The sequence below is a fragment of the Microbacterium sp. B35-04 genome (assembly GCF_010634885.1).
Taxonomy (GTDB): Bacteria; Actinomycetota; Actinomycetes; order Actinomycetales; family Microbacteriaceae; genus Microbacterium.
Window position 1 is genome coordinate 88,823 of sequence record NZ_MWLP01000006.1, and the last position, 20,332, is coordinate 109,154.

Sequence of the window (20,332 nt, forward strand, 5' to 3'; positions counted from 1 at the left end):
TCACGACGCGACCGCCAGCGGGATGTGCGCACCGACCGAGGTCGGGCCGCCGACAGGGCTCGTGACCACGAGCAGTCCGCGCAGGCCCGCGAGGCGCTCGCGGAGCCCCTCGAGACCGTGGCCCGACGTGATGACCGCACCGCCGCGGCCGTTGTCGACGACCCACACATCCAGGTGGGTGGGCGCCCCCGAGGCGCCGCGGCGGAGCGAGGCGCGCACGGTCGCCGCGGTCGCACCGGAGTGCTTGACGGCGTTGGTCATCAGCTCGGCGAGGACGAAGTACACCGTGCGCGCAACCTCCTGGCTCACGGCGCGGTCGATCGCCGGATCGATCTCGGCCTGCACCGACAGCGGAGACGTGGTCGCCAGCGCGTCGAGTGCGGCGGCCAGGCCCCGGTCCTGCAGCAGCGGTGGCGCGACGCCGCTGGACAGCGCACGCAGCTCGTCGAGCGCCGCCTTGGCGTGACCGCGTGCCTCGCGCGCGAGCTCGGCAGCGGCATCCGCGTCTCCCGACTCGGCTCGACGCTCGAGCGCCGCGAGATCCATCTGCAATCGCACCAGGCGCTGCTGCGGACCGTCGTGGATGTCGCGCTCGAGGCGGCGCAGGGCGACGTCCTCGGCGTGCACCGCGGCACCCCGGGCAGCCGCCTCGGCACGCACCTCGGCGGCGAGGTCGTCCGAGCTCCACCGGCCGAGCATGCCGCGGGCGACCGCGTGGTGGCCGCGCGCCAGCCCGCCGAGCACCCACGGCATCGTGGCCGTGAAGAGGATGCCGGCGATGAGGTAGAGCGTCACCTCGACGGCCCAGCTCGACCATCCGCCGAACAGCCACGGCAGATAGTCCGCGACGTAGTTGCCCCACTCCCCGCCGGAGCCGTCGTCGTTCCAGCCCCGGGGCAGGAACAGTCCCCAGAACCAGTAGGTGAGGCCGCCGAGGCCGATGCTCAGCCACACCGTCGTCAGCGCGAACGAGATGGTGCTGATGATCGGGTTCACGATCATGCCGTGCACGAGATAGAGCCAGTAGTGCGCATTGCGGATGGGCCGGGTGAGCGTCCTCCAGAAGCCGGTGCTGTCGGTGGTGTCGCGGTTCCACTCCGGCTCCGGGATCTCCGGCAGGCCGGTCAGCAGCAGGAGGTACCTGTCGGCGACGCCGAAGCCGCGCGCGATCAGCAGCGTCAGCACCCCCAGCGGCAGACCGATCAGGATGACGAGCAGGCCGACGCTCGTCCAGAACAGCGGCGCCAGCACGCTGATCGAGAGCATCGCGAGGACGAAGACCGCGAGGAGGTAGACGGCGCTGCCCGGCGTACGGATCCAGGCCCGCCCGTAGGACTCCCAGAACCCGGTGACGGGTCTGGACGCGTCCGGCTGCAGCGGGGCCGGTTCAGTGGTCGTGACGGTCATCGGTGTCTCCCTCAGGACGCTTCAGGTCGGGCTGCTGGCCCGGCTCGACGACCAGGAACTGTCCCATCATGCCCTGGTCCTCGTGCCACAGGAGGTGGCAGTGATACATGTACGGAGTGGTCGGATCGGCATAGTCGTCGAACCGCACCAGAAGCCGGTATTCGCGGTCGCGCTCGAGCGCGATGGTGTCCTTGGAGCCGGCCAGCCGGGCGGGCGGCGGGGCGCCGTCGACGCTGAGGACCCGGAACTGGGTGTCGTGGACGTGGAACGAGTGCGGCAGCGGATTGTTGTTTCGCACGGTCCAGATCTCGCTGCTGTCGACCGTCGCGACGACATCGACCCGGTCGAGGTCCATCTCCCGGTCGTTGATGTCGTGGCCCGACATGACGAAGTCACGCTCTGCCGCTGCGCTGCTCGCATCCGCCGCAGGCAGGCTGGCGAGGCGTGAAGGCACCTCCGGTGAGTCAGCGAGGGAGTCAGCGGCCCGCAGCTCCATCACGTCGAAGCCGGCCGCGCCGGCGTTGAGCGCCGGGTCGGGCGCCAGAGATCGGAGCACGATGCGCTCCCCCGGCTTCACTGACACCACGATCTCGGCGCGCTCCCCCGGCGACAGCGGGATGTCGGTCGCTGTGACGGGCGCTTCGAGCAGGCCGCCGTCGGTGCCGATGAGGGAGAACTCGCGGCCGTCGGCGAAGGCGAAGTCATACATCCGCGCACTCGAGCCGTTCAGGAGCCGCAGGCGCACCCGCTCGGTCGTGACGTCGAAGTACGGCGCGACGGTGCCGTTCACCAGGATCGTGTCGCCCAGCACTCCGTCGAACTGCATGCCCAGTCCGCCCGCGAACGACCCGTCGGAGTTGAAAGATCGGTCCTGCACGATCACCGGCAGATCGTCGACGCCGTACTCCCGCGGCAGGGCGAGCGCGGCCTCCGCGTCGTCGCGCACCACGAACATCCCGGCGAGACCCGCATCGACCTGTTCCTGCGTGCGGCCATGCAGGTGGGGGTGGTACCAGAGCGTCGCGGCCGGCTGGTCGATCGTCCACTCGGGCTGCCACCTGCCACCCGCGGCGATCGGCGAGTAGGGACCGCCGTCCATGGCGGCGGGCAGGTGCATGCCGTGCCAGTGGACGGTCGTGGGATCCGCGAGGCCGTTGGTCACGTCGACCCGCACCTGCTCGCCCTTCTCGGCGACGAGCGTCGGGCCGAGGTAGTCGCCGTCGTAGCCGAGCGTCGGCGTGTCCCCTTGGGGAACCATCGACGACCGGCCTTCCTGCGCGGTCAGCTCGAAGACCCGCACGCCGTTCTCGACGCGAGACGGCGCCAGCGGCGGCACGGCGAGCGGCGCACCGAAGTCGATCGTCCCGACGGCCGGAGGTGTCTTGCGCACCGCGTTGGACGCGAACCAGATCCCTCCGGCGGCGATCAGCAGGGCGACGACGGCGAGCGGGATCGCGATAAGCGTGATGATGAGCCGCCGACGTCGCCTGCGGCGTGGCGTCGCGCTCGGCGGCGCCATGGACGGCGGGGCGGGCGGCTGCGGGGCGCGCGGTGTGGACGAGGTGAAGGTCATGCCTCCAGCCTCGCGACGACGCCGCCGCGGCGGCATCCGACCCCCTCCCGAACCCGTACGGGGGAAGACCCCCGCCCGCGGGGAGGGCTTTACGCCAGGTGCGTCAGGCGTCCGCCGAGCAGCGTCGCGTCGACGCGCATGCCGCGGAGCCCGGTCTCGTCGGCGGTGAGCGGATCACGCTCGCAGATCGCGAGGTCGGCGAGGTCGCCCGGCTGGACACGTGCGGGCACGGCCGAGCCGCCGCGGGTGGATGCTGCGAGAGCGGTGGCGGCGTCCACCCGCTGCTGAGGCTGCCAGGGGTCGCGGCCGTCGCGCGTGCGGAACACCGCCGACGCCATTCCCGCCCACGGATCGAGGGGCGTCACAGGTGCGTCGGAGCCGAACAGCAGATTCGCTCCGGAGTCGGCCAGCGCTCGCAGGGGGTACGGCTGCGCGGCCTGACCGGCCCACACCCTGTCGGTCAGGTCGCGGTCGTCGAGCGCGTGCTCGGGCTGCACGCTCGCGGCGACGCCCAGGCGCGCGAACCTCGGAATGTCGGCGTGGGCGACCAGCTGCGCATGCTCGATGGAGCCCCATGCGCCGGTCGCGGCGAAGGCGTCGAGCGCGTGCGAGTTCGCGACGTCCCCGATCGCGTGGATGGCCGACCCGATGCCGGCCGCGGTCGCACGTGTCATCAGGTCGACCAGCATGGCGAGATCGACGGTGAGGAGCCCGTGGTTGTGCGGGTCGCCAGGGTAAGCGTGCGAGGTCGCCGCCGTGCGGGTTCCCAGCGAGCCGTCGGTGATCACCTTGAGCGCACCCACACGGGCGAGATCGGATCCGGCGCCGCGGGCGACATCGCCGGTCTGCAGGCCCTCCGCGATCGCCCGGTCGAGGAACTCGGGGTAGATCCCGAAGATGATCCGCAGGGCGTCGAAGCCACCGGCGAGGCGGCGCGCCCAGGCGTCCTCGTTCCACGCCATGTCGAGGTCGACGAGTCCCACGACACCGCGGGCAGCGGCATCCTGCGCCATGCGTCCGACGAGCGGATCCGACACCGACGCGTCGACGGCGTTGAGCCGCCGCGAGATCTCGAACGCGGGTTCCTCACGAAGGATGCCGGCCCCGTCGGGCGCGAAGCCTTCGCGGCGGAGTGCCGCGCTGTTGAGCCACACGCTGTGCACGTCGGCGTTGATCAGGTAGGTCGGCACCTCGCCGGTCGCAGCGTCGAGAACCGCGAGATCGAGCGCGTCCGCCCAGAACGCGTCACGGAAGCCGGCGCCGACACGGCGGCCGTCCGGCAGTGCCTCGGCCTCACCCATGAGGGCGGCCGCCTCCGCCGCGGACGTCGCACCGCCGAGCGCTACGCGCTGGGCGGACAGCGCCCACTGGACGGTGTGCACGTGGTGGTCCCAGAGGCCCGGGATGACCCACCCGCCCCCGGCGTCGAGCACGAGGCCGTCCCGCGGCAGCCCACCGGCGGGGGCGATGTCGACGACCAGTCCCTCCGCGAGATGGACGTCGACGGGGTCGGAGCCGAAGGGGTCGGTGCGCTCGGAACCGGTCAGCCGCGCATTCGCGATGACGTCGGGCGCATCACCGCGAGCGAGCGTCACCGGGCGGCCTTCCGGGTCTCGAAGTCGCGGCGCATCTCTGCGGAAAGCCGCGGATCGGCGTACGGGCTCGCACCGGCCTCGAGCTCGACGATCACGGTCTCGACGATCTCGTCCGCCTTGTTCTGGCTGAGCTTGCGCTTGCCGACGACCCGGGTCGGCGTGAGACGGAACCCCGCCGTGCCCTTCTCCAGTCGGCGCACGAACTCGGGGTCGTTCGGTGGCGCCCACATCAGCCGCGGCTCGGGCATCCCGCTCTCGAAGCGGGCGACGAGGCGCTCGAGCACGTCCAGGTTCTCCTCGGGGGTCAGCAGCTCGGGGACGCCGCTGAGGTGCGCCGAGACGAAGTTCCAGGTGGGCACGCTCTGCGCGTCGCCGTACCAGCCGGGCGAGATGTACCCGTGCGGCCCTTGCACGACGACGAGGAGCTCGCGCTCGCCGAGGTCGTGGATGAAGTCGTCGGGCTTGCCGACGTGGCCGACGATGGTCAGGTCGTCGCGCTCGGGGTCCAGCATCACGGCGTAGTGCGACGCGACGAGTCCGGCGTCGGTGGCGCTCATCAGCGTGACCCAGGGATTCTGCTCGATGAGCCGGCGGATCTCGCCGACATCCGACATCGCGAAGCTCGGGTTCTGGCGCATGGACTCAGCCTATTCGCGCCGCGGACTCGGTCGTCGCGGCGTCAGGCCTGACAGGAGGGGCACCAGTAGAGCTTGCGGGTGGCGACCTCCTCGACCACGATCGCGGTGCCGCACACGCGGCAGGGCAGCCCGGCTCGGTGGTAGACCCAGTGCCGGTCGTCACGGCTCGCCATCGCCTTGCGGTAGGCGTCGGGGTCCAGGTCGTCCATCGTCATCATCTGACCGGTCTCGACGCCGATCGCGATGAGCCGCACCCAGTCGCGCCAGATCCCCCGCACCACCTCTTCGGGCACGTCCCGGCCCGGCGTGTGCGGATTCTGGCGCGCGCGGAACAGCAGTTCGGCGCGGTACACGTTGCCGATGCCGCTGACGACGTTCTGGTCCATCAGCAGCAGGCCGATGGAGGTGGGCTTGCGGCGCACCACCGAGGCGAACCGCTCCTCGCCCTCTGCGACGTCGTCGACGAGAGGGTCCGGGCCGAGCTTCGCGATGGTCGCGGCGACCTCGTCGGGCGTCTGCAGCTCGCAGGCGGTCGGGCCCCGCAGATCGGCGCACGTCGTTTCGCTGAGGAGCCGCAGGCGCACCTGCCCGACGATGGGGGGCGGCCATTCCTCTCCCTCGTCGGCGAGACCCGTGGTCTGCTCCGACATGCGCACGTGCACGCGGGCACGCCGCGGGGCCCCGATCGAGGTCAGCGAGTTCTCGCCCGCGCTGTCGAGGATCGGCTCGCCGATGTCGGTTCCGCGCTGATTGGTCTGCCCCATGCGGCCGTTGGCCGAGGCGATCGTCGGGTCGACGACGATCTCTCCGGCGAAGTCCCACGCCCCGTACATCCCGAGATGCACGCGCAGCCAGAGGTCGTCGTCGAACTCCAGGAACATCTGCTTTCCGACGGCACGCACCTGCGTGGCGGTGCGGCCGCTGATCACCGCCGCACCCTCCACGAACCGGCCCTGCGGACTCGAGGCCGCGACGGCACGGCCGACGAAGTTGCGGTCGAACTGGCGGGCGATGCGGTGGACGGAATGGCCCTCGGGCATCGGGTCAGCCGGCTTCGGGGTCGAACGAACTGTCGTCGGCGGCCAGGACGTCGGGCTGTCGGGCAGCGCGCGGGTCGGGCTGCAGCGCACCGTCCTCCTCGTACGCGGCGAGCTGTGCGATGCGTCGCGCGTGGCGCTCCTCGCCCGAGAACGGGGTCGCGATGAAGCGGTCGATGAACGTGGTCGCCTCGTCGAACGTGTGCTGGCGGGCGCCGATCGCGATCACGTTCGCGTCGTTGTGCTCGCGCGCGAGCTCCGCCGTGGCGATGCTCCACGCCAGGGCTGCGCGGACCCCGCGCACTTTGTTCGCCGCGATCTGCTCGCCGTTGCCCGAACCGCCGAAGACGACCCCGAGCGTCTCGATGCCGGCGGCCTGGTCGCGGACGACCGCCTGGGCGGCGCGGATGCAGAACGCCGGATAGTCGTCGAGCGGGTCGTATTCGAGGGGGCCGTGGTCGATGACCTCGTGGCCCGCCGCGGCGAGATGGTGCTGCAGCTGCGTCGAGAACTCGAGGCCGGCGTGGTCGGTCGCGATGTGGATGCGCATGGGCTCAATCCTAGGCAGGCGAGAGGGACGAGGACGGATGCCGCGGCTCCGTGCGCGGCCGAGGAGACGTGTCGTCCGCGACTCAGGGCGCGACGCCCGCGGCAGCCGGCTTGAACCCCGCGCGCACGTTCTCGCAGCACGCCGGGCGGCACACGTCGAACCACGGTCCGAGGTCCGTCGCGTGCGGGCGCTCGCCCGCCGGCGTGCCGCTCAGTCGCTCCTGGACGAGATCCACGAGCCCCGAGACGAACACCGGGTCGACACCGGGGGTCGGCGTGCGCACGGCGCGGATGCCCGCCTCGGCCGCGGCATCCATGGCCTCGGTGTCGAGGTCCCACAGGACCTCCATGTGATCGCTCATGAAGCCGAGGGGCACGATCGCCACCGCCTGCACGCCGGCAGCGGGAAGCTCGGCGATGACGTCGTTGACGTCGGGCTCGAGCCACGGCTGGCTGGGCGGGCCCGAGCGCGACTGGTACACGAGGTCCCACGCGACGCGGTCGGCGCCGGGAATGTCGGCCGCCACCGCGGCCATCACCACTTCGGCGACGGCGAGGTGCTGCGCCGCGTATGCGCCGCCCTCGCCGAGGTCGCGATGCTGCTCGTCGCCTTCGCGCGGGCCGGAGCGCTCGGCATCCGCCGTCGGAATGCTGTGCGTCGAGAACAGCACCCGCACAGCCTCAGGAGCGATGCCGTCGCCCAGGAATCCGCCCACCGCGTCGCGCACGCCGTCGACGAACGGCTGCACGAAGCCGGGGTGATCGAAGAACTGCCGCACCTTGTCGATCGTGACCGTGTCCCCGAGCCCGGTCTCGGTGAGCACCCGCGCGAAGTCCTCGCGATACTGCCGGCAGCTCGAGAACGACGAGTAGGCGCTCGTCGCCAGACCCAGGAGTCTGGTGTCACCTGCGGCTGCGGCATCCGTCACCGCCTCGTCGAGGTACGGCGCCCAGTTGCGGTTGCCCCAGTACACCGGCAGGTCGATGCCGCGGCCGGCGAGCTCCGCCTCCAGGGCCGCCTTCAGGGCACGGTTCTGCGCGTTGATGGGGCTCACCCCGCCGAAGTGCCGATAGTGGTGGGCGACCTCTTCGAGGCGCTCGTCGGGGATGCCTCGGCCGCGCGTGACATTGCGGAGGAACGGGATGACGTCGTCCTGGCCCTCAGGACCGCCGAAGCCGGCGAGCAGGAGGCCGTCGTAGGCGACGGCCTGCTCCACGTAGGGAGCGCCGGATGCTGCGGCGGGCGAGGCGAACGGGACGACGTGCTGCTCGGGAGAAGTCACCCCTCCATCCTGACACCCGGCGCGCGGGTTTCCGTCACCCGATCGGTGCTTTCCCCGGCGGCTGGCATAGGCTGGGACGGTTGTCATCGGCGCCAGCAGCGCTGATGGCGGCCGCCGGATCGAGCGTCCGCGCAACGGGCTTATCGAGATCATCCGTCATCCTCACCCATGGGAGCCACAGCAGTGCCTGGAGAGAACCTCACCCGCATCGAGGCGCAGGAGCGCCGCGCGATCGTCGAGACGCAGTCCTACGAGATCGCGCTCGACCTGACGAAAGGCGCCGAGGTCTTCGGATCCCGCACCGTCGTCCGCTTCACCGCCACGCCGGGTGCCGCGACGTTCATCGACCTGATCGCGCGCGAGGTGCGCGAGATCACCCTCAACGGCCGGTCCCTCGACCCGGCGACCGCGTTCGCGGACTCCCGCGTCGCACTCGACCGGCTCGCCGCCGACAACGAGCTCGTCATCGACGCCGACTGCCTGTACACCAACACCGGCGAGGGCCTGCACCGCTTCGTCGACCCCGTCGACGACGAGGTCTACCTCTACTCGCAGTTCGAGGTGCCCGACTCACGTCGCGTCTTCGCGGTCTTCGAGCAGCCCGACCTCAAGGCGACGTTCGCGTTCACCGTCACCGCGCCGGAGCCCTGGAAGGTCGTCTCCAACTCCCCCACCCCCGAGCCCAAGAAGCACGGCGACGGCACCGCGACGTGGCGCTTCGAGCCCACTCCCCGCATCTCTTCGTACATCACTGCTCTCATCGCCGGCCCGTACGAGGCGACGTTCTCGGAGCTCACGAGCTCGTCGGGCCGCGTCATCCCTCTCGGCGTGTACGGCCGCAAGAGCCTCTGGCAGTACCTGGACTCCGACTACATCTTCGACAAGACGCGTCAGGGCTTCGCGTACTTCGAGGAGAAGTTCGACTACGCCTACCCGTTCGCGAAGTACGACCAGCTGTTCGTGCCGGAGTTCAACGCGGGTGCGATGGAGAACGCCGGGGCGGTGACGTTCACCGAGACGTACGTGTTCCGCTCGAAGGTGACGGATGCCGTCAAGGAGCGTCGCGTCGTCACGATCCTGCACGAGCTCGCGCACATGTGGTTCGGCGACCTGGTCACCATGAAGTGGTGGAACGACCTCTGGCTGAACGAGTCGTTCGCCGAGTGGGCGTCGACGATCGCCACCGCCGAGGCCACCGAGTGGACCGAGGCGTGGACGACCTTCAACGCCATGGAGAAGACCTGGGCGTACCGCCAGGACCAGCTCCCCTCCACGCACCCCGTCGTCGCGCAGATCAACGACCTCGAGGACGTGCAGGTCAACTTCGACGGCATCACGTACGCCAAGGGCGGCTCGGTGCTCAAGCAGCTGGCCGCGTGGGTCGGCATCGACGAGTTCTTCGCCGGCGTGGGCGCCTACTTCAAGAAGCACGAGTGGTCGAACACCGAGCTGTCGGATCTGCTCTCGGAGCTCGAGGTCACCAGTGGCCGTGAGCTCTCGACGTGGTCGAAGAAGTGGCTCGAGACGGCGGGCGTCAACACGCTGTCGCCCGAGATCGTGACGGATGTCGACGGCACCATCACGCGCTTCGCGATCGTGCAGACCGCGCCGGCCGACTACCCGACCATCCGCCCGCACCGCCTCGGCGTCGGGTTCTACGACCTCGACGGCGACGCGCTCGTGCGCGTGCACCACGTCGAGCTCGACGTCGACGGCGACCTGACCGAGGTGCCCGAGCTCAAGGGCCGCAAGCGCCCCGCGCTGGTGCTCCTCAACGACGAGGACCTGGCCTACGCCAAGATCCGTCTCGACGACAAGTCGCTGCAGACCGCGATCGGCCACCTCGGCAAGATCACCGACCCGCTCGCCCGGTCGCTGGTGTGGGGGGCCGCGTGGGACCAGACACGGGATGCCGAGGCATCCGCGTCCGACTACGTCGATCTGGTGCTGCGCAACATCGGCGCCGAGACCGAGTCGACCACGGTGCGCACGACACTCGCCCAGCTGCAGCTCGCGGCGAACTCGTACGTCGCCCCCGAGAAGCGCGACGCCACCCGTGCGCACGTCGCCGACGCATTGTGGCAGCTCGCGGAGTCCGCCGAGGCGGGCAGCGACAGCCAGCTGCAGTTCGTCACCGCATTCGCCTCCGCCGCAGCCACGCCGGGCCAGTGGGAGAAGGTGCGACAGGTGCGCGACGGTGAGGTGACGTTCGCCGACCTCGCGATCGACACCGACCTGTCGTGGCAGCTGCTCGTCTCGCTCGCCGCCGGCGGCGGTGTGTCCCCCGCCGACATCGACGCGGCACTCGCCGACGACAACACCGCCAAGGGCGGCGAGTTCGCCGCTCAGGCGAAGGCCGCGCTGCCGACAGCCGAGGCGAAGGCGGCCGCATGGTCGTCGCTCGTCGACAGCGATGACCAGCCGAACACGATCGTCCGCGCCGCCGCCGCCGGGTTCGTGCACCCCGCCGGCCGCGAACTGCTCGACGGCTTCGTCGGGCGCTACTTCGACGCGCTGCTGCCGATCTGGAACTCGCGCACCTACCAGATCGCGCAGTACGTCATCGTCGGGCTCTACCCCGCGCCACTCGCGAACGTCGCCCTGCGCGACGCCACGCGCGCCTGGCTCGAGGCGAACTCCGACGCCGCGCCGGCGCTCCGACGCCTCGTCGCCGAGAACCTCGCGGGCGTCGAGCGGGCGCTGTCGGTGCAGGACCGCGACGCCCAGTAGCGCACCACCGGCGTGGTACCCCGGTACCAGTCGCCGTGCTCCAAGACCCTCCCTGCGGCCGACGCGGCCCGGGGAGGGTCTTGCGTAGCGTCGAAGTCATGATCGTCGCAGAGAGTCTGAGCAAGAGCTTCGGAGCCAAGCACGCCGTCCAGGATGTGAGCTTCACCGTCCAACCGGGCCGGGTGACCGGGTTCCTCGGTCCCAACGGCGCCGGCAAGTCCACCACGATGAGGATGATCGTCGGGCTCGACCGGCCCACCAGCGGAAGGGTCACCGTCGACGGCCGCGACTACCGTCGCCTGCGGTCGCCACTGACCGAGGTCGGTGTGCTGCTCGACGCGAAGGCCGTCCACACCGGCCGCAGCGCCCAGAACCATCTCCGGGCGATGGCCGCGACCCACGGCATCCCTCGCCGGCGCGTCGACGAGGTCATCGAGATCACCGGGCTCAGCTCCGTCGCGCGCAAGCGCGCCGGAGGATTCTCCCTCGGCATGGGTCAGCGCCTCGGCATCGCGGCGGCGCTGCTCGGAGACCCGAAGACGCTCATCCTCGACGAACCGGTCAACGGCCTCGATCCCGAGGGCGTGCTCTGGGTCCGCCGCTTCGTCAGGCACGCGGCATCCGAGGGCAAGACAGTGCTGCTGTCCAGCCACCTGATGAGTGAGATGGCACTGACGGCGGACCACATCATCGTGCTCGGTCGTGGACGGGTGCTCGCCGATGCGCCGGTCGACGAGCTCGTCCGGCAGTGGACGCGCGCCACGGTGCGCATCCGCACGCCGCGGGCGGTCGACCTCGCTCGGCTCGTCGCCGGAGACGGCGTGACCGTCACCCACCTGGCGGACGGCGTGATGGATGTCGAGGGCGCCGCCGCGCATGACATCGGCGATCTCGCCCTCGCGCACGGCATCGTGCTGCACGAGCTCACCCCCGCATCCGGCACCCTCGAGGACGCCTACCTCCGGCTCACCGGCGACGACGTCGAATACAAGACGAAGGACATCTGATGACCACCGCACTCGCCCCCGCCCCCTCCACCGCCACGGACGCCGTGGTCGACGGCTCCCCCTACCGCCTCTCGTTCGCGCGTCTGGTCGCCTCCGAGTGGATCAAGTTCACGAGCCTCCGCTCGACCTGGTGGTCGATCGGACTCGTGGCCGTCGTCTCGATCGGCCTCAGTCTCCTCATGGCGTTCTCGTTCGCGGCCTTTGCCGGAGACATGCCGCCGATGTCGGTCGAAGAGGCGAACCGGCAGGCGGTGCAGGTCGTCGTGTTCAGCACGGTGCTGACGCAGCTGCTCGCCGTCGTCCTCGGCACGATCACCGTGACGGGCGAGTACTCGACCGGCATGATCCGTTCGACGCTCACCGCTGCACCGGCGCGCACGGCGGCGCTGTTCGCCAAGGCTCTCGTCGTCGCGGCCACGATGTTCGTCACGAGCGCCGTCGTCTTCGCGGTCGCCGCGGTCGCATCGGGGGCCGTGCTGCCCACGGGCGCTCTCGACGTCAGCGAACCCGACAGCTCACTCATGCCGCTGCTGGGCGCGGCCGTCTACCTCGCGCTCATCGCCGTCATCGGCGTGGGAATCGGGTTCATCATCCGCAACGGTCCGGGCGCACTGGCCGCCGGCATCGGTCTCGTGTTCGTCGCGCCGATCCTCGTGCTGTTCTTCCCTCGTCTCGACTCCTTCCAGTGGATCCACGACGCTGCGAGCTACCTGCCCTCGAACGCCGGCCAGTCCCTGTTCATGGGGTCTCCCATGACCGGGGAGGTCCTGGAGCCCGTTCCGGCGCTCATCACACTCGCCGTGTGGACCGTGGCCGCCATCGCCGGGGGCATCGCGGTGCTGAAAACACGCGACGCGTAGAGTCGAGCGGTGCTCGAACGCCCAGACATCGTCCTCGGCCGGGAGAGACTCTCGGCCGAGGACGAGCTGCGTCTGCCGAAGCCGCCCGGGGTGTTCCGACAGTTCTGGGCGCGGCATCCGCTCGGCACCGACATCCTGATCGCCGTCGTCGCGCTCCTCCTCTCGGTGCCCGCCGTCATAGCGCGCTCGTCCCTGCCGGAGCCGATCGATCCCTGGACGACCGGGACCGGAATCGCACTCGCGCTCCTCGGCTGCGCGGCACTCGTGTGGCGGCGGCGCTGGCCGCTCACGGTCTTCGCGATCACCCTGCTTCCGGTCCTGGTCATGGACCCCGCGCTCGCGGCCGCGCTGAGCGGCCCCGTGTCGCTGATAGCGATGTACTCCGTCGCCGTCTACCGCGGCGTGCGGGCCTGCTGGATCGCGTTCGGCTGCGCTGCCGCACTGATCGCGCTCCACAGCCTCGCACTCGTGCTCGCGCAGCCGTCACAGGCCGGCACGCAGATCAACGTCGATGTGATGACAGTGGTGATGCTCCTGCTCGGCGCGCTCGTCGGCATCAACGTCGGCAACCGTCGCCGCTATCTCAGTGCGCTCATCGACCGGTCCCGTCAGCTGCTCGTGGAGCGGGACCAGCAGGCCGAGCTCGCCGCCGCGTCCGAGCGTGCGCGCATCGCCCGGGAGATGCACGACATCGTGTCCCATTCGCTGACCGTCATCGTGGCCCTCGCGGAAGGCGCGAACGCCACGGCGGATCCTGTGCGCTCGCGAGAGGCGAGCCGGGCGGTGGCGGCGACCGCCCGCGAGGCGCTCTCCGAGATGCGGATGATGCTCGGCGTGCTGCGCGCCGCGGGCTCCGAGAGCGAGGCGCCGCTCGGGCCGCTCCTCGAGGCATCGCTCCACGACGTCATCGAAGCCGCCCGGGCGGCCGGCTTCCCCGCGACGCTTTCGGTCTCCGGCGACCCGGCCGTGCCGGCCGCGCACCGGCTCGCGATCCTGCGTATCGTGCAGGAGGCCATCACCAACGCCATGCGGTACTCGCGGGACGGGAGCTTCATCCGGGTCATCACCGACTATGCTCCGGCCGGTGTCCGGATCGTGGTGGAGAACGACGGCGCCCAGCCCGAAGCCGAGTCGGCCGGTGCGGGCTGGGGCCTGCGCGGCCTGCAGGAGCGCGTCGCCACCCTCGGCGGCACAGTGGTCGCCGGGCCCGCCGCGCCCGGTGTCTGGCGTCTCACCGCCGAGCTGCCGACGGGCGCAGACGATGACCGACCCGACGACGACCGAGCAGACCAGGAGCGCGCAGACGGTGACCGAACCGACGATGACCGAGCCGACCGTGGCTGAGCCGATCCGCGTGCTGCTTGTCGACGATCAGCAGCTGATCCGGCTCGGGTTCCGGCTCGTGCTCGAGGCCGAGCCGGATCTCGTCGTCGTCGGCGACGCGGCGGACGGCATCGAGGCCGTCGCGGCGGTGGACACCGCTCGTCCCGACGTGGTGCTGATGGACGTGCGGATGCCGCGGATGGACGGCCTCGAAGCCACGCGGCGCATCGTGGCGGAGCATCCGCACGTCCGCATCGTCGTGCTGACCACCTTCGACCTGGACGAGTACGCATTCGCGGCGCTGCGCGCTGGGGCGAGCGGGTTCCTCCTCAAGGACGCCCACCCCCACCAGCTCACCGGCGCGATCCGGGCCGCGCACGGCGGTGACGCCGTCCTGGCGCCACGCGTCACGCGCCGGATGCTCGAGATGTTCGGCGACCGTCTCCCGTCGGATGCCGCGACCGATGAGCGTCTGAACGACCTCACCGAGCGCGAGCACGAAGTCTTCGTCGCACTGGCACGCGGGCTAACCAACGCCGAGATCGGCGCCGAGCTGTTCGTCAGCGAATCCACGGTGAAGACCCACGTCGGGCGCGTGCTCGCGAAGCTGGGTGCACGCGATCGCGTCCACGCGGTGATCCTCGCCCATCGCCTGGGTGTCGTCCCTCCTGATTCCGGACTGACAGGCTGATGCCGCGAAGCCGCACGCGCCGCAGGCTCCCGCTCGCCACGGGATCCTCCACTCGGCGGATGCTCGGGCGTCGCTCATTAGGATCGACACGATGATCCCCTTCGACACGACCACGCCGCCCCCTGAAGAGTCCGTCGACATCACGGATGCGGAATTCTGGCAGGGCGTCGGTTCGTTCTTCGCCGACGCGGGATGGAACCTGCTGACGGTCTTCAGCATCATCGTGGGCGCGCTGGTGGTCACCTGGATCCTGCGCCTCGTCATCCACCGTGTGGTGAACCGCATCGTCAACGGCGCGAAGAACAAGGCGAACGTCGACGACACGCAGGCGCTGGAACGGTCCCCCCTCGCATCGGTGCGACTCGTGCAGCGCACGCGAACGCTGGGCTCGATCCTCGGCAACATCGTGAACGTCTCGATCGTCATCATCGCGCTGCTGCTGATCCTGAATGTCCTGGCTCCCACTGCACTCGGGTCGCTGACCCTCCTCACCGCCGCCATCGGCGCCGGTCTCGGCTTCGGTGCGCAGAACATCGTGAAGGACGTGCTGAACGGCATCTTCATCGTCGCCGAGGACCAGGTCGGGATCGGCGACGTCGTCGACCTCGGCCTCGCCACCGGCATCGTCGAGTACGTGAGCGTGCGCGTGACGCACGTCCGCGACGTCAACGGCACCCTCTGGTACGTCCGTAACGGCGAGATCACCCGCATCGGCAATCTCTCGCAGGGCTGGTCGCGCGTGATCCTCGACCTGTCGGTGGCCGCCGACTCCGACATCGCCGAGGTCGAGAAGGCGATGCTCGACACGGCCAAGGAGCTGGCGAAGGACCCCAAGTGGCGCACGCGCATCCTCGAGCAGCCCGAGGTCTGGGGCCTCGAGTCGATCTCGGGCGACGCCCTCGTCATCCGCCTCGTCATGAAGACGCGCGCCAACGCGAAGGACGACGTCGCCCGCGAGCTGCGCGTCCGCCTGAAGCACACGATCGACGACATGGGCATCACCCTCCCCGCGCTCACCGCCGTCATGCCTACGGGGCTCGAGGGTGCTCAGCGCGTGCGGGGCGCCAACCCCCCGAAGACGAAGCCCACGCCCGTCGCGTCCACCACCGAACGCCCCGTCTGGAAGCCCAAGCGCACCAGCAAGAAGCCCTCGTCGCCGGCGACCGGCGACGAGCCGGGCACGACTCCCGGAGGAACCTCATGACGGACCCCACCACCCCGCCGCCCCCCGCTGGCGCGACGCACGGAGACTCCGGTCGCGTGGATCCGCCCGCCGCGCCGCTGAGCTTCTACGACGAGATCGGCGGGCACGAGACCTTCGTGCGTCTCGTCGACGCGTTCTACCGAGGCATCGCGGACGACGAGGTGCTGCGGCCGATGTATCCCGAGGAGGACCTCGGGCCGGCCAAGGAGCGCCTCACCCTCTTCCTCGAGCAGTACTGGGGTGGGCCGACGACGTACAGCCAGGAGCGCGGCCACCCGCGCCTGCGGATGCGTCACGCGGCGTTCCATGTCGACCCCGATGCGCGCGACCGCTGGCTCGCCCACATGCGCGTCGCCGTCGACGAGCTGCACCTGCCACCGCTTCACGAGGTCACGCTCTGGGACTACCTGCAGCGTGCCGCGTACGCGATGGTGAACACCTTCGAGCCCTCGGGCATCGGACCCGCCGCGGGTGCCCGCAACGCGACCGGTCTGCCCATGACGGCCGCACCGCCCGCGTCGCCCGGCCACACCGGCTGACCACCCGCTCTTCCCCCAACCCCGCCGCCGACGAAGGAGTCGACATGCCCCTCGCCACCCACCACACCGACATCCTCGTCATCGGATGGGGCCTCGCCGGTCTCGTCGCCACGGCAGAGGCCGTGGCTGCCGGCAAACGCGTCACGATCGTCGACCAGGAGCCGCGGTCCAATCTCGGAGGCCAGGCGTGGTGGTCGTTCGGCGGGCTCTTCTTCATCGACTCGCCGGAGCAGCGCCGGCTCGGCATCCACGACTCGCTCGAGCTCGCGCGCCAGGACTGGCTGGGCAATGCCGGATTCGATCGCGACGAGGACCTCTGGCCCGGCCGCTGGGCCGAGGCATACCTGCAGTTCGCGCACGAGGAGAAGCGTGCGTGGCTGCGTGAGAAGGGCGTCGGCTTCTTCCCGATCGTGGGCTGGGCGGAGCGTGGCGGCTACTCGGCCACGGGTCCGGGGAACTCCGTACCCCGGTTCCATGTCACCTGGGGCACCGGGCCGGGCGTCGTCGCCCCTTTCCAGGCCGCCGTCGAGGCCGGCGAGGCGGACGGGCGCGTGACGATCCTGCCGCGCCACCGCGTCACATCGCTGACCGTCGAGAACGGCACCGTCACCGGTGCCGAGGGCGACGTGCTCGCCCCATCCGGAGCCGCGCGGGGTGTGGCGAGCTCCCGAGAGGTCGTCGACGCGTTCGCGATCACCGCCGGTGCGACGATCGTGTCGTCCGGCGGCATCGGCGGCAACCACGACCTCGTCCGCCGCTGGTGGCCGGAGCGCCTCGGCACTCCCCCGGAGACGATGGTCACCGGAGTCCCCGCCTACGTCGACGGCTCGCTGCAGCCCGTCAGCGAGGCGGCGGGCGCCCGCCTCATCAACGGCGATCGCATGTGGCACTACGTCGAGGGAATCCAGAACTGGGACCCGGTGTGGCCGGATCACGGCATCCGGATCCTCCCAGGGCCGTCGTCGGTCTGGCTCGATGCGACCGGCAACCGCCTGCCGGTGCCCCTCTTCCCCGGCTTCGACACGCTCGGCACCTTGGCGCACCTCCGCGCCACCGGGTACGACCACTCGTGGTTCGTGCTGTCGCAGCAGATCATCGAGAAGGAGTTCACACTCTCGGGCAGCGAGCAGAACCCCGATCTCACCGGCAAGGACGTGCGTCTGCTCGCAAAGTCGCGCCTGGGCAAGGGCGCTTCCGGACCGGTGCAGGCCTTCATGGACCACGGCGCCGACTTCGTCGTGCGCAACACCCTCGACGAGCTGATCGCGGGTATGCGGGCCCTCCCGGGCGGCGATGCGCTGGACGGCGATCGCGTGCGGTTCGAGGTCGAAGCGCGCGACCGCGAGATGGACAACGACTTCACGAAGGACGCGCAGATCGCCATGCTGCGGTCGGCCCGCGCCTTCCGTGGCGATCGACTCATCCGCACTGCGACGCCGCACCGGATCCTGGACCCCAAGTCCGGGCCGCTCATCGCGGTGAAGCTGCACGTGCTGACGCGCAAGTCCCTGGGCGGCATCGAGACCGACCTGTCCGCCCGCGCGCTCGGCGCCGGCGGCGAGCCGGTGCCCGGGCTGTACGCCGCGGGCGAGGCGAGCGGCTTCGGCGGCGGCGGCGTGCACGGCTATCGCGCGCTGGAGGGCACGTTCCTCGGCGGATGCCTCTTCTCGGGGCGCGTGGCCGGGCGCGCGGCGGCCGCCGCGGTGTGACGAACTCGACCGTCGAGTTGATCGCCGATCACGTCGGCGTCAGACGGCCGAGGAGCCCGTCCGGCGCACCGGTGTGAGTCCGGTCGCCACCGGTCCCCGCACGAGCACGTGCCCGCGCGTGAGGCTCACGCGGGTCCACGGTCCGCTCCCGAACACGCGGGCGGTCTCGCGGCCGCTGATGAACCCGAGGCTGAGCGCCGCGAAGGCGACGCCAAGCGGCAGGCCGCCGAGGTCGTCGTCCGGCACGCCCCACACCGCGGCGCGCACCGTCCGTACGACGTCTTCGCCGGCATCCGTCGGCACCGCGTCCGCGACACGCGCGATGCCGCCCTGCGCTTTCGCCGCCAGGGTCGACGCATCGATGCCGGGCCGGGCGTCCCATCCGGTGCGTGGCGGCGTGATGCCGGCCCAGGCCGGTGACAGCGCGGTCTCGGGCAGCGAAAGCGCGCGGGGGTCGTCAGGAGCGGCGGCGAGTGCGGATGCCTCGACCACCAGATCGCACACCAGTTCGGGGTCGGCCGAGAGAGTGCGCAGAGCAAGCACGGTGGGCGTCGGATCGCCGAAGCCCCGCGGGGCGAGGGGCGCCGCGGTCATGGCCAGCACGCCTGAGGAAGCCTGCAGCCGAACCCCCTCCACGGTGAAGCGCGCTGCACGCCCGGCGAAGGTCAGGGCATCGGCGGCGGAATCGGGATCGGCGAGCAACAGGCGCGGGGACATGGCCCTCTAAGCTACCAAGCGGACCTGCGGGCGGCCGCCGCCCCGGAGAGGAGCACCCGTGGATGCCGAGCCGAACGCCGAGGCGGCTCCCGAGACCGATCCGGTCGCGTCGATGCTGTCGGTGATCGATCTCAGCGCCTCGGATGCGCGGACCACCGAGGACATCTTCACCGGGGCCTCGCAGTCCATGCCGCTCGGCCGGGTCTACGGCGGCCAGGTGCTGGCGCAGTCGATCGTCGCCGCGTCGCGCACGATCCCGGACGAGCGGATCGTGCACTCGATGCACGGCTACTTCCTCCGACCGGGCGACTCCGCCAAAGGCATCACCTTCTCGGTCGACCGCATCCACGACGGGCGATCCTTCTCGACACGGCGCACGCAGGCGTACCAGGAGGGGGTGCCGATCTTCTCCATGATCGCGTCCTTCCAGGACGAGGACCCCGGCCTCGAGCACCAGGAGCCGATGCCCGAAGGGCTGCCCGGCCCGGACGAGCTTCCCGACATCGAGTCGCAACTGCGGGGCCTGCATCCGATGTCGAAGCGACTGTTCACCGATCGGCCGGTCGACCTGCGTCACATCCCCTCGCCCATCTATGTCGCAGCGGGGGCCGAACAGGTCCCGCGACAGGCCGTGTGGATGCGGATCCGACGGCCGATCCCCGACACGCCCGCGGTCCACCGCGCGGCCCTCGCCTACCTGAGCGACTTGACCATCCAGGAGTCGATCCTGCGGGCGCACGGCGTCTCGTGGGCCACGCCCGGGCTCAAGGTGGCCAGTCTGGATCATGCGATGTGGTGGCACCGCTTCGGCCGCGTCGACGAATGGATGCTGTACGTCCAGGAGTCGCCGAGCGCCCGAGGCGGCCGGGGACTCGCGACCGGACGCATCTACGCCGCGGACGGCACGCTGCTCGCGAGCGTCGCGCAGGAGATCATGGTCCGCGTACCCGACGCCGAGGAGCGCCGGGGCTGACCTTCAGCGGCGCTTCGCGTACACGATGGGCTCGCCGACGAACGGCGCCCACGCGTCTCGCTCGGCCGCTCCCCATCGCGTCGGCCGGCCGCTGGCGGTGTCCACCAGGACGACGACGGCCGAGGCTCGGGCGTACATGACCTGCGCCTGCTCGCCCGCGGGGCTGAACACCTCGTAGCAGACCTCCACGCTCGAGCCGCCGATGCGGCCGACCCACAGCTGCACGTCCAGCGGCCTCTGTCCGTAGGGCACAGGGCGCAGGTACTCGATCTCCTGCCGTGCGACGAGCGTCGCCCGCGAGCCGCCACCCTCGAGGACCGACATGTCGAAGACCGCGGTGGCCGCGGCATCCGTCCCGTCTTCAGGTCGCCAGAAGGCGCGCAGGCGCGCCTCTTCGAGCAGCTTGAGCATTGAGGTGTTGTTGACGTGCCCGAGCGCGTCGAGGTCTCCCCACCGCAGGTGGATGGGGACGTGCAGGCGGCGACCGTTCGCGGCGG

The 20,332-nt window shown here is 70.8% G+C and carries 18 protein-coding genes; 9 read left to right on the top strand and 9 right to left on the bottom strand.

Going from position 1 to position 20,332, the window contains the following annotated elements:
- The 7 genes from B1729_RS01930 to B1729_RS01960 form a co-directional block, all read right to left on the bottom strand.
- Positions 1-1,407 carry a sensor histidine kinase gene (locus B1729_RS01930; protein WP_163630397.1) on the bottom strand — a complete coding sequence of 469 codons (1,407 nt, stop codon included), beginning with the start codon at positions 1,405-1,407 and terminating at the stop codon, positions 1-3.
- A complete protein-coding gene (locus B1729_RS01935) occupies positions 1,388-2,980 on the bottom strand; it encodes a multicopper oxidase domain-containing protein (protein ID WP_239525756.1) in 1,593 nt (530 codons plus the stop codon). The genes B1729_RS01930 and B1729_RS01935 overlap by 20 nt, the downstream gene beginning before the upstream one ends.
- Positions 2,981-3,069: 89 nt before the next feature.
- Positions 3,070-4,575 carry an amidohydrolase family protein gene (locus tag B1729_RS01940; RefSeq protein WP_163630399.1) on the bottom strand — a complete coding sequence of 502 codons (1,506 nt, stop codon included), beginning with the start codon at positions 4,573-4,575 and terminating at the stop codon, positions 3,070-3,072.
- A complete protein-coding gene (locus tag B1729_RS01945; RefSeq protein WP_163630401.1) occupies positions 4,572-5,213 on the bottom strand; it encodes an FMN-binding negative transcriptional regulator in 642 nt (213 codons plus the stop codon). The genes B1729_RS01940 and B1729_RS01945 overlap by 4 nt, the downstream gene beginning before the upstream one ends.
- Before the next feature lie 41 nt (positions 5,214-5,254).
- The gene (locus B1729_RS01950; RefSeq protein WP_163617292.1) at positions 5,255-6,253 is read right to left on the bottom strand and encodes a DNA-formamidopyrimidine glycosylase family protein; all 999 of its coding nucleotides are present in this window, start codon (positions 6,251-6,253) and stop codon (positions 5,255-5,257) included.
- A 4-nt stretch (positions 6,254-6,257) separates the two neighbouring features.
- Complete coding sequence (locus B1729_RS01955) at positions 6,258-6,800, bottom strand: ribose-5-phosphate isomerase (protein WP_163617293.1); 543 nt, start codon at positions 6,798-6,800, stop codon at positions 6,258-6,260.
- Positions 6,801-6,882: 82 nt separating this feature from the next.
- Positions 6,883-8,082, bottom strand: coding sequence for a ferrochelatase (locus B1729_RS01960; protein WP_163630403.1), 1,200 nt, complete (start codon positions 8,080-8,082; stop codon positions 6,883-6,885).
- Positions 8,083-8,265: 183 nt separating this feature from the next.
- Here B1729_RS01960 and pepN point away from each other — a divergent pair, with 183 nt between their 5' ends.
- The 8 genes from pepN (at position 8,266) to B1729_RS02000 (ending at position 18,145) form a co-directional block, all read left to right on the top strand.
- Positions 8,266-10,812, top strand: coding sequence for an aminopeptidase N (gene pepN, locus B1729_RS01965; protein ID WP_163630418.1), 2,547 nt, complete (start codon positions 8,266-8,268; stop codon positions 10,810-10,812).
- A 98-nt stretch (positions 10,813-10,910) separates the two neighbouring features.
- Complete coding sequence (locus B1729_RS01970; RefSeq protein WP_163630405.1) at positions 10,911-11,819, top strand: ATP-binding cassette domain-containing protein; 909 nt, start codon at positions 10,911-10,913, stop codon at positions 11,817-11,819.
- Positions 11,819-12,679 (top strand): ABC transporter permease, encoded by an 861-nt coding sequence (locus B1729_RS01975; RefSeq protein ID WP_204260018.1) that lies wholly within the window; start codon positions 11,819-11,821, stop codon positions 12,677-12,679. The genes B1729_RS01970 and B1729_RS01975 overlap by 1 nt, the downstream gene beginning before the upstream one ends.
- A 9-nt stretch (positions 12,680-12,688) precedes the next feature.
- Entirely contained in the window at positions 12,689-14,023 is a 1,335-nt protein-coding gene (locus B1729_RS01980) for a histidine kinase (protein WP_239539319.1), read from the top strand.
- Positions 14,001-14,693, top strand: a complete 693-nt coding sequence (locus tag B1729_RS01985) for a response regulator transcription factor (protein WP_163617296.1) — start codon at positions 14,001-14,003, stop codon at positions 14,691-14,693. The genes B1729_RS01980 and B1729_RS01985 overlap by 23 nt, the downstream gene beginning before the upstream one ends.
- 91 nt (positions 14,694-14,784) lie before the next feature.
- On the top strand, positions 14,785-15,897 hold the full coding sequence (locus tag B1729_RS01990) for a mechanosensitive ion channel domain-containing protein (RefSeq protein WP_163617297.1): 1,113 nt from the start codon (positions 14,785-14,787) through the stop codon (positions 15,895-15,897).
- On the top strand, positions 15,894-16,436 hold the full coding sequence (locus tag B1729_RS01995; protein WP_163617298.1) for a globin: 543 nt from the start codon (positions 15,894-15,896) through the stop codon (positions 16,434-16,436). Before B1729_RS01990 ends, B1729_RS01995 begins: the two co-directional genes overlap by 4 nt.
- 44 nt (positions 16,437-16,480) lie before the next feature.
- Entirely contained in the window at positions 16,481-18,145 is a 1,665-nt protein-coding gene (locus B1729_RS02000) for an FAD-binding dehydrogenase (protein ID WP_163630407.1), read from the top strand.
- Between the two features lie 39 nt (positions 18,146-18,184).
- Here B1729_RS02000 and B1729_RS02005 read toward each other — a convergent pair whose 3' ends face one another.
- A complete protein-coding gene (locus tag B1729_RS02005; RefSeq protein ID WP_163617300.1) occupies positions 18,185-18,862 on the bottom strand; it encodes a hypothetical protein in 678 nt (225 codons plus the stop codon).
- Between the two features lie 112 nt (positions 18,863-18,974).
- On the opposite strand from B1729_RS02005, the gene B1729_RS02010 reads away from it, so the two are divergent.
- Positions 18,975-19,835, top strand: a complete 861-nt coding sequence (locus B1729_RS02010; RefSeq protein ID WP_163617527.1) for an acyl-CoA thioesterase II — start codon at positions 18,975-18,977, stop codon at positions 19,833-19,835.
- 3 nt (positions 19,836-19,838) lie between these two features.
- On the opposite strand, the gene B1729_RS02015 is transcribed toward B1729_RS02010, so the two are convergent.
- On the bottom strand, positions 19,839-20,312 hold the full coding sequence (locus B1729_RS02015) for a thioesterase family protein (protein WP_239539321.1): 474 nt from the start codon (positions 20,310-20,312) through the stop codon (positions 19,839-19,841).
- Between the last annotated feature and the right edge of the window lie 20 nt (positions 20,313-20,332).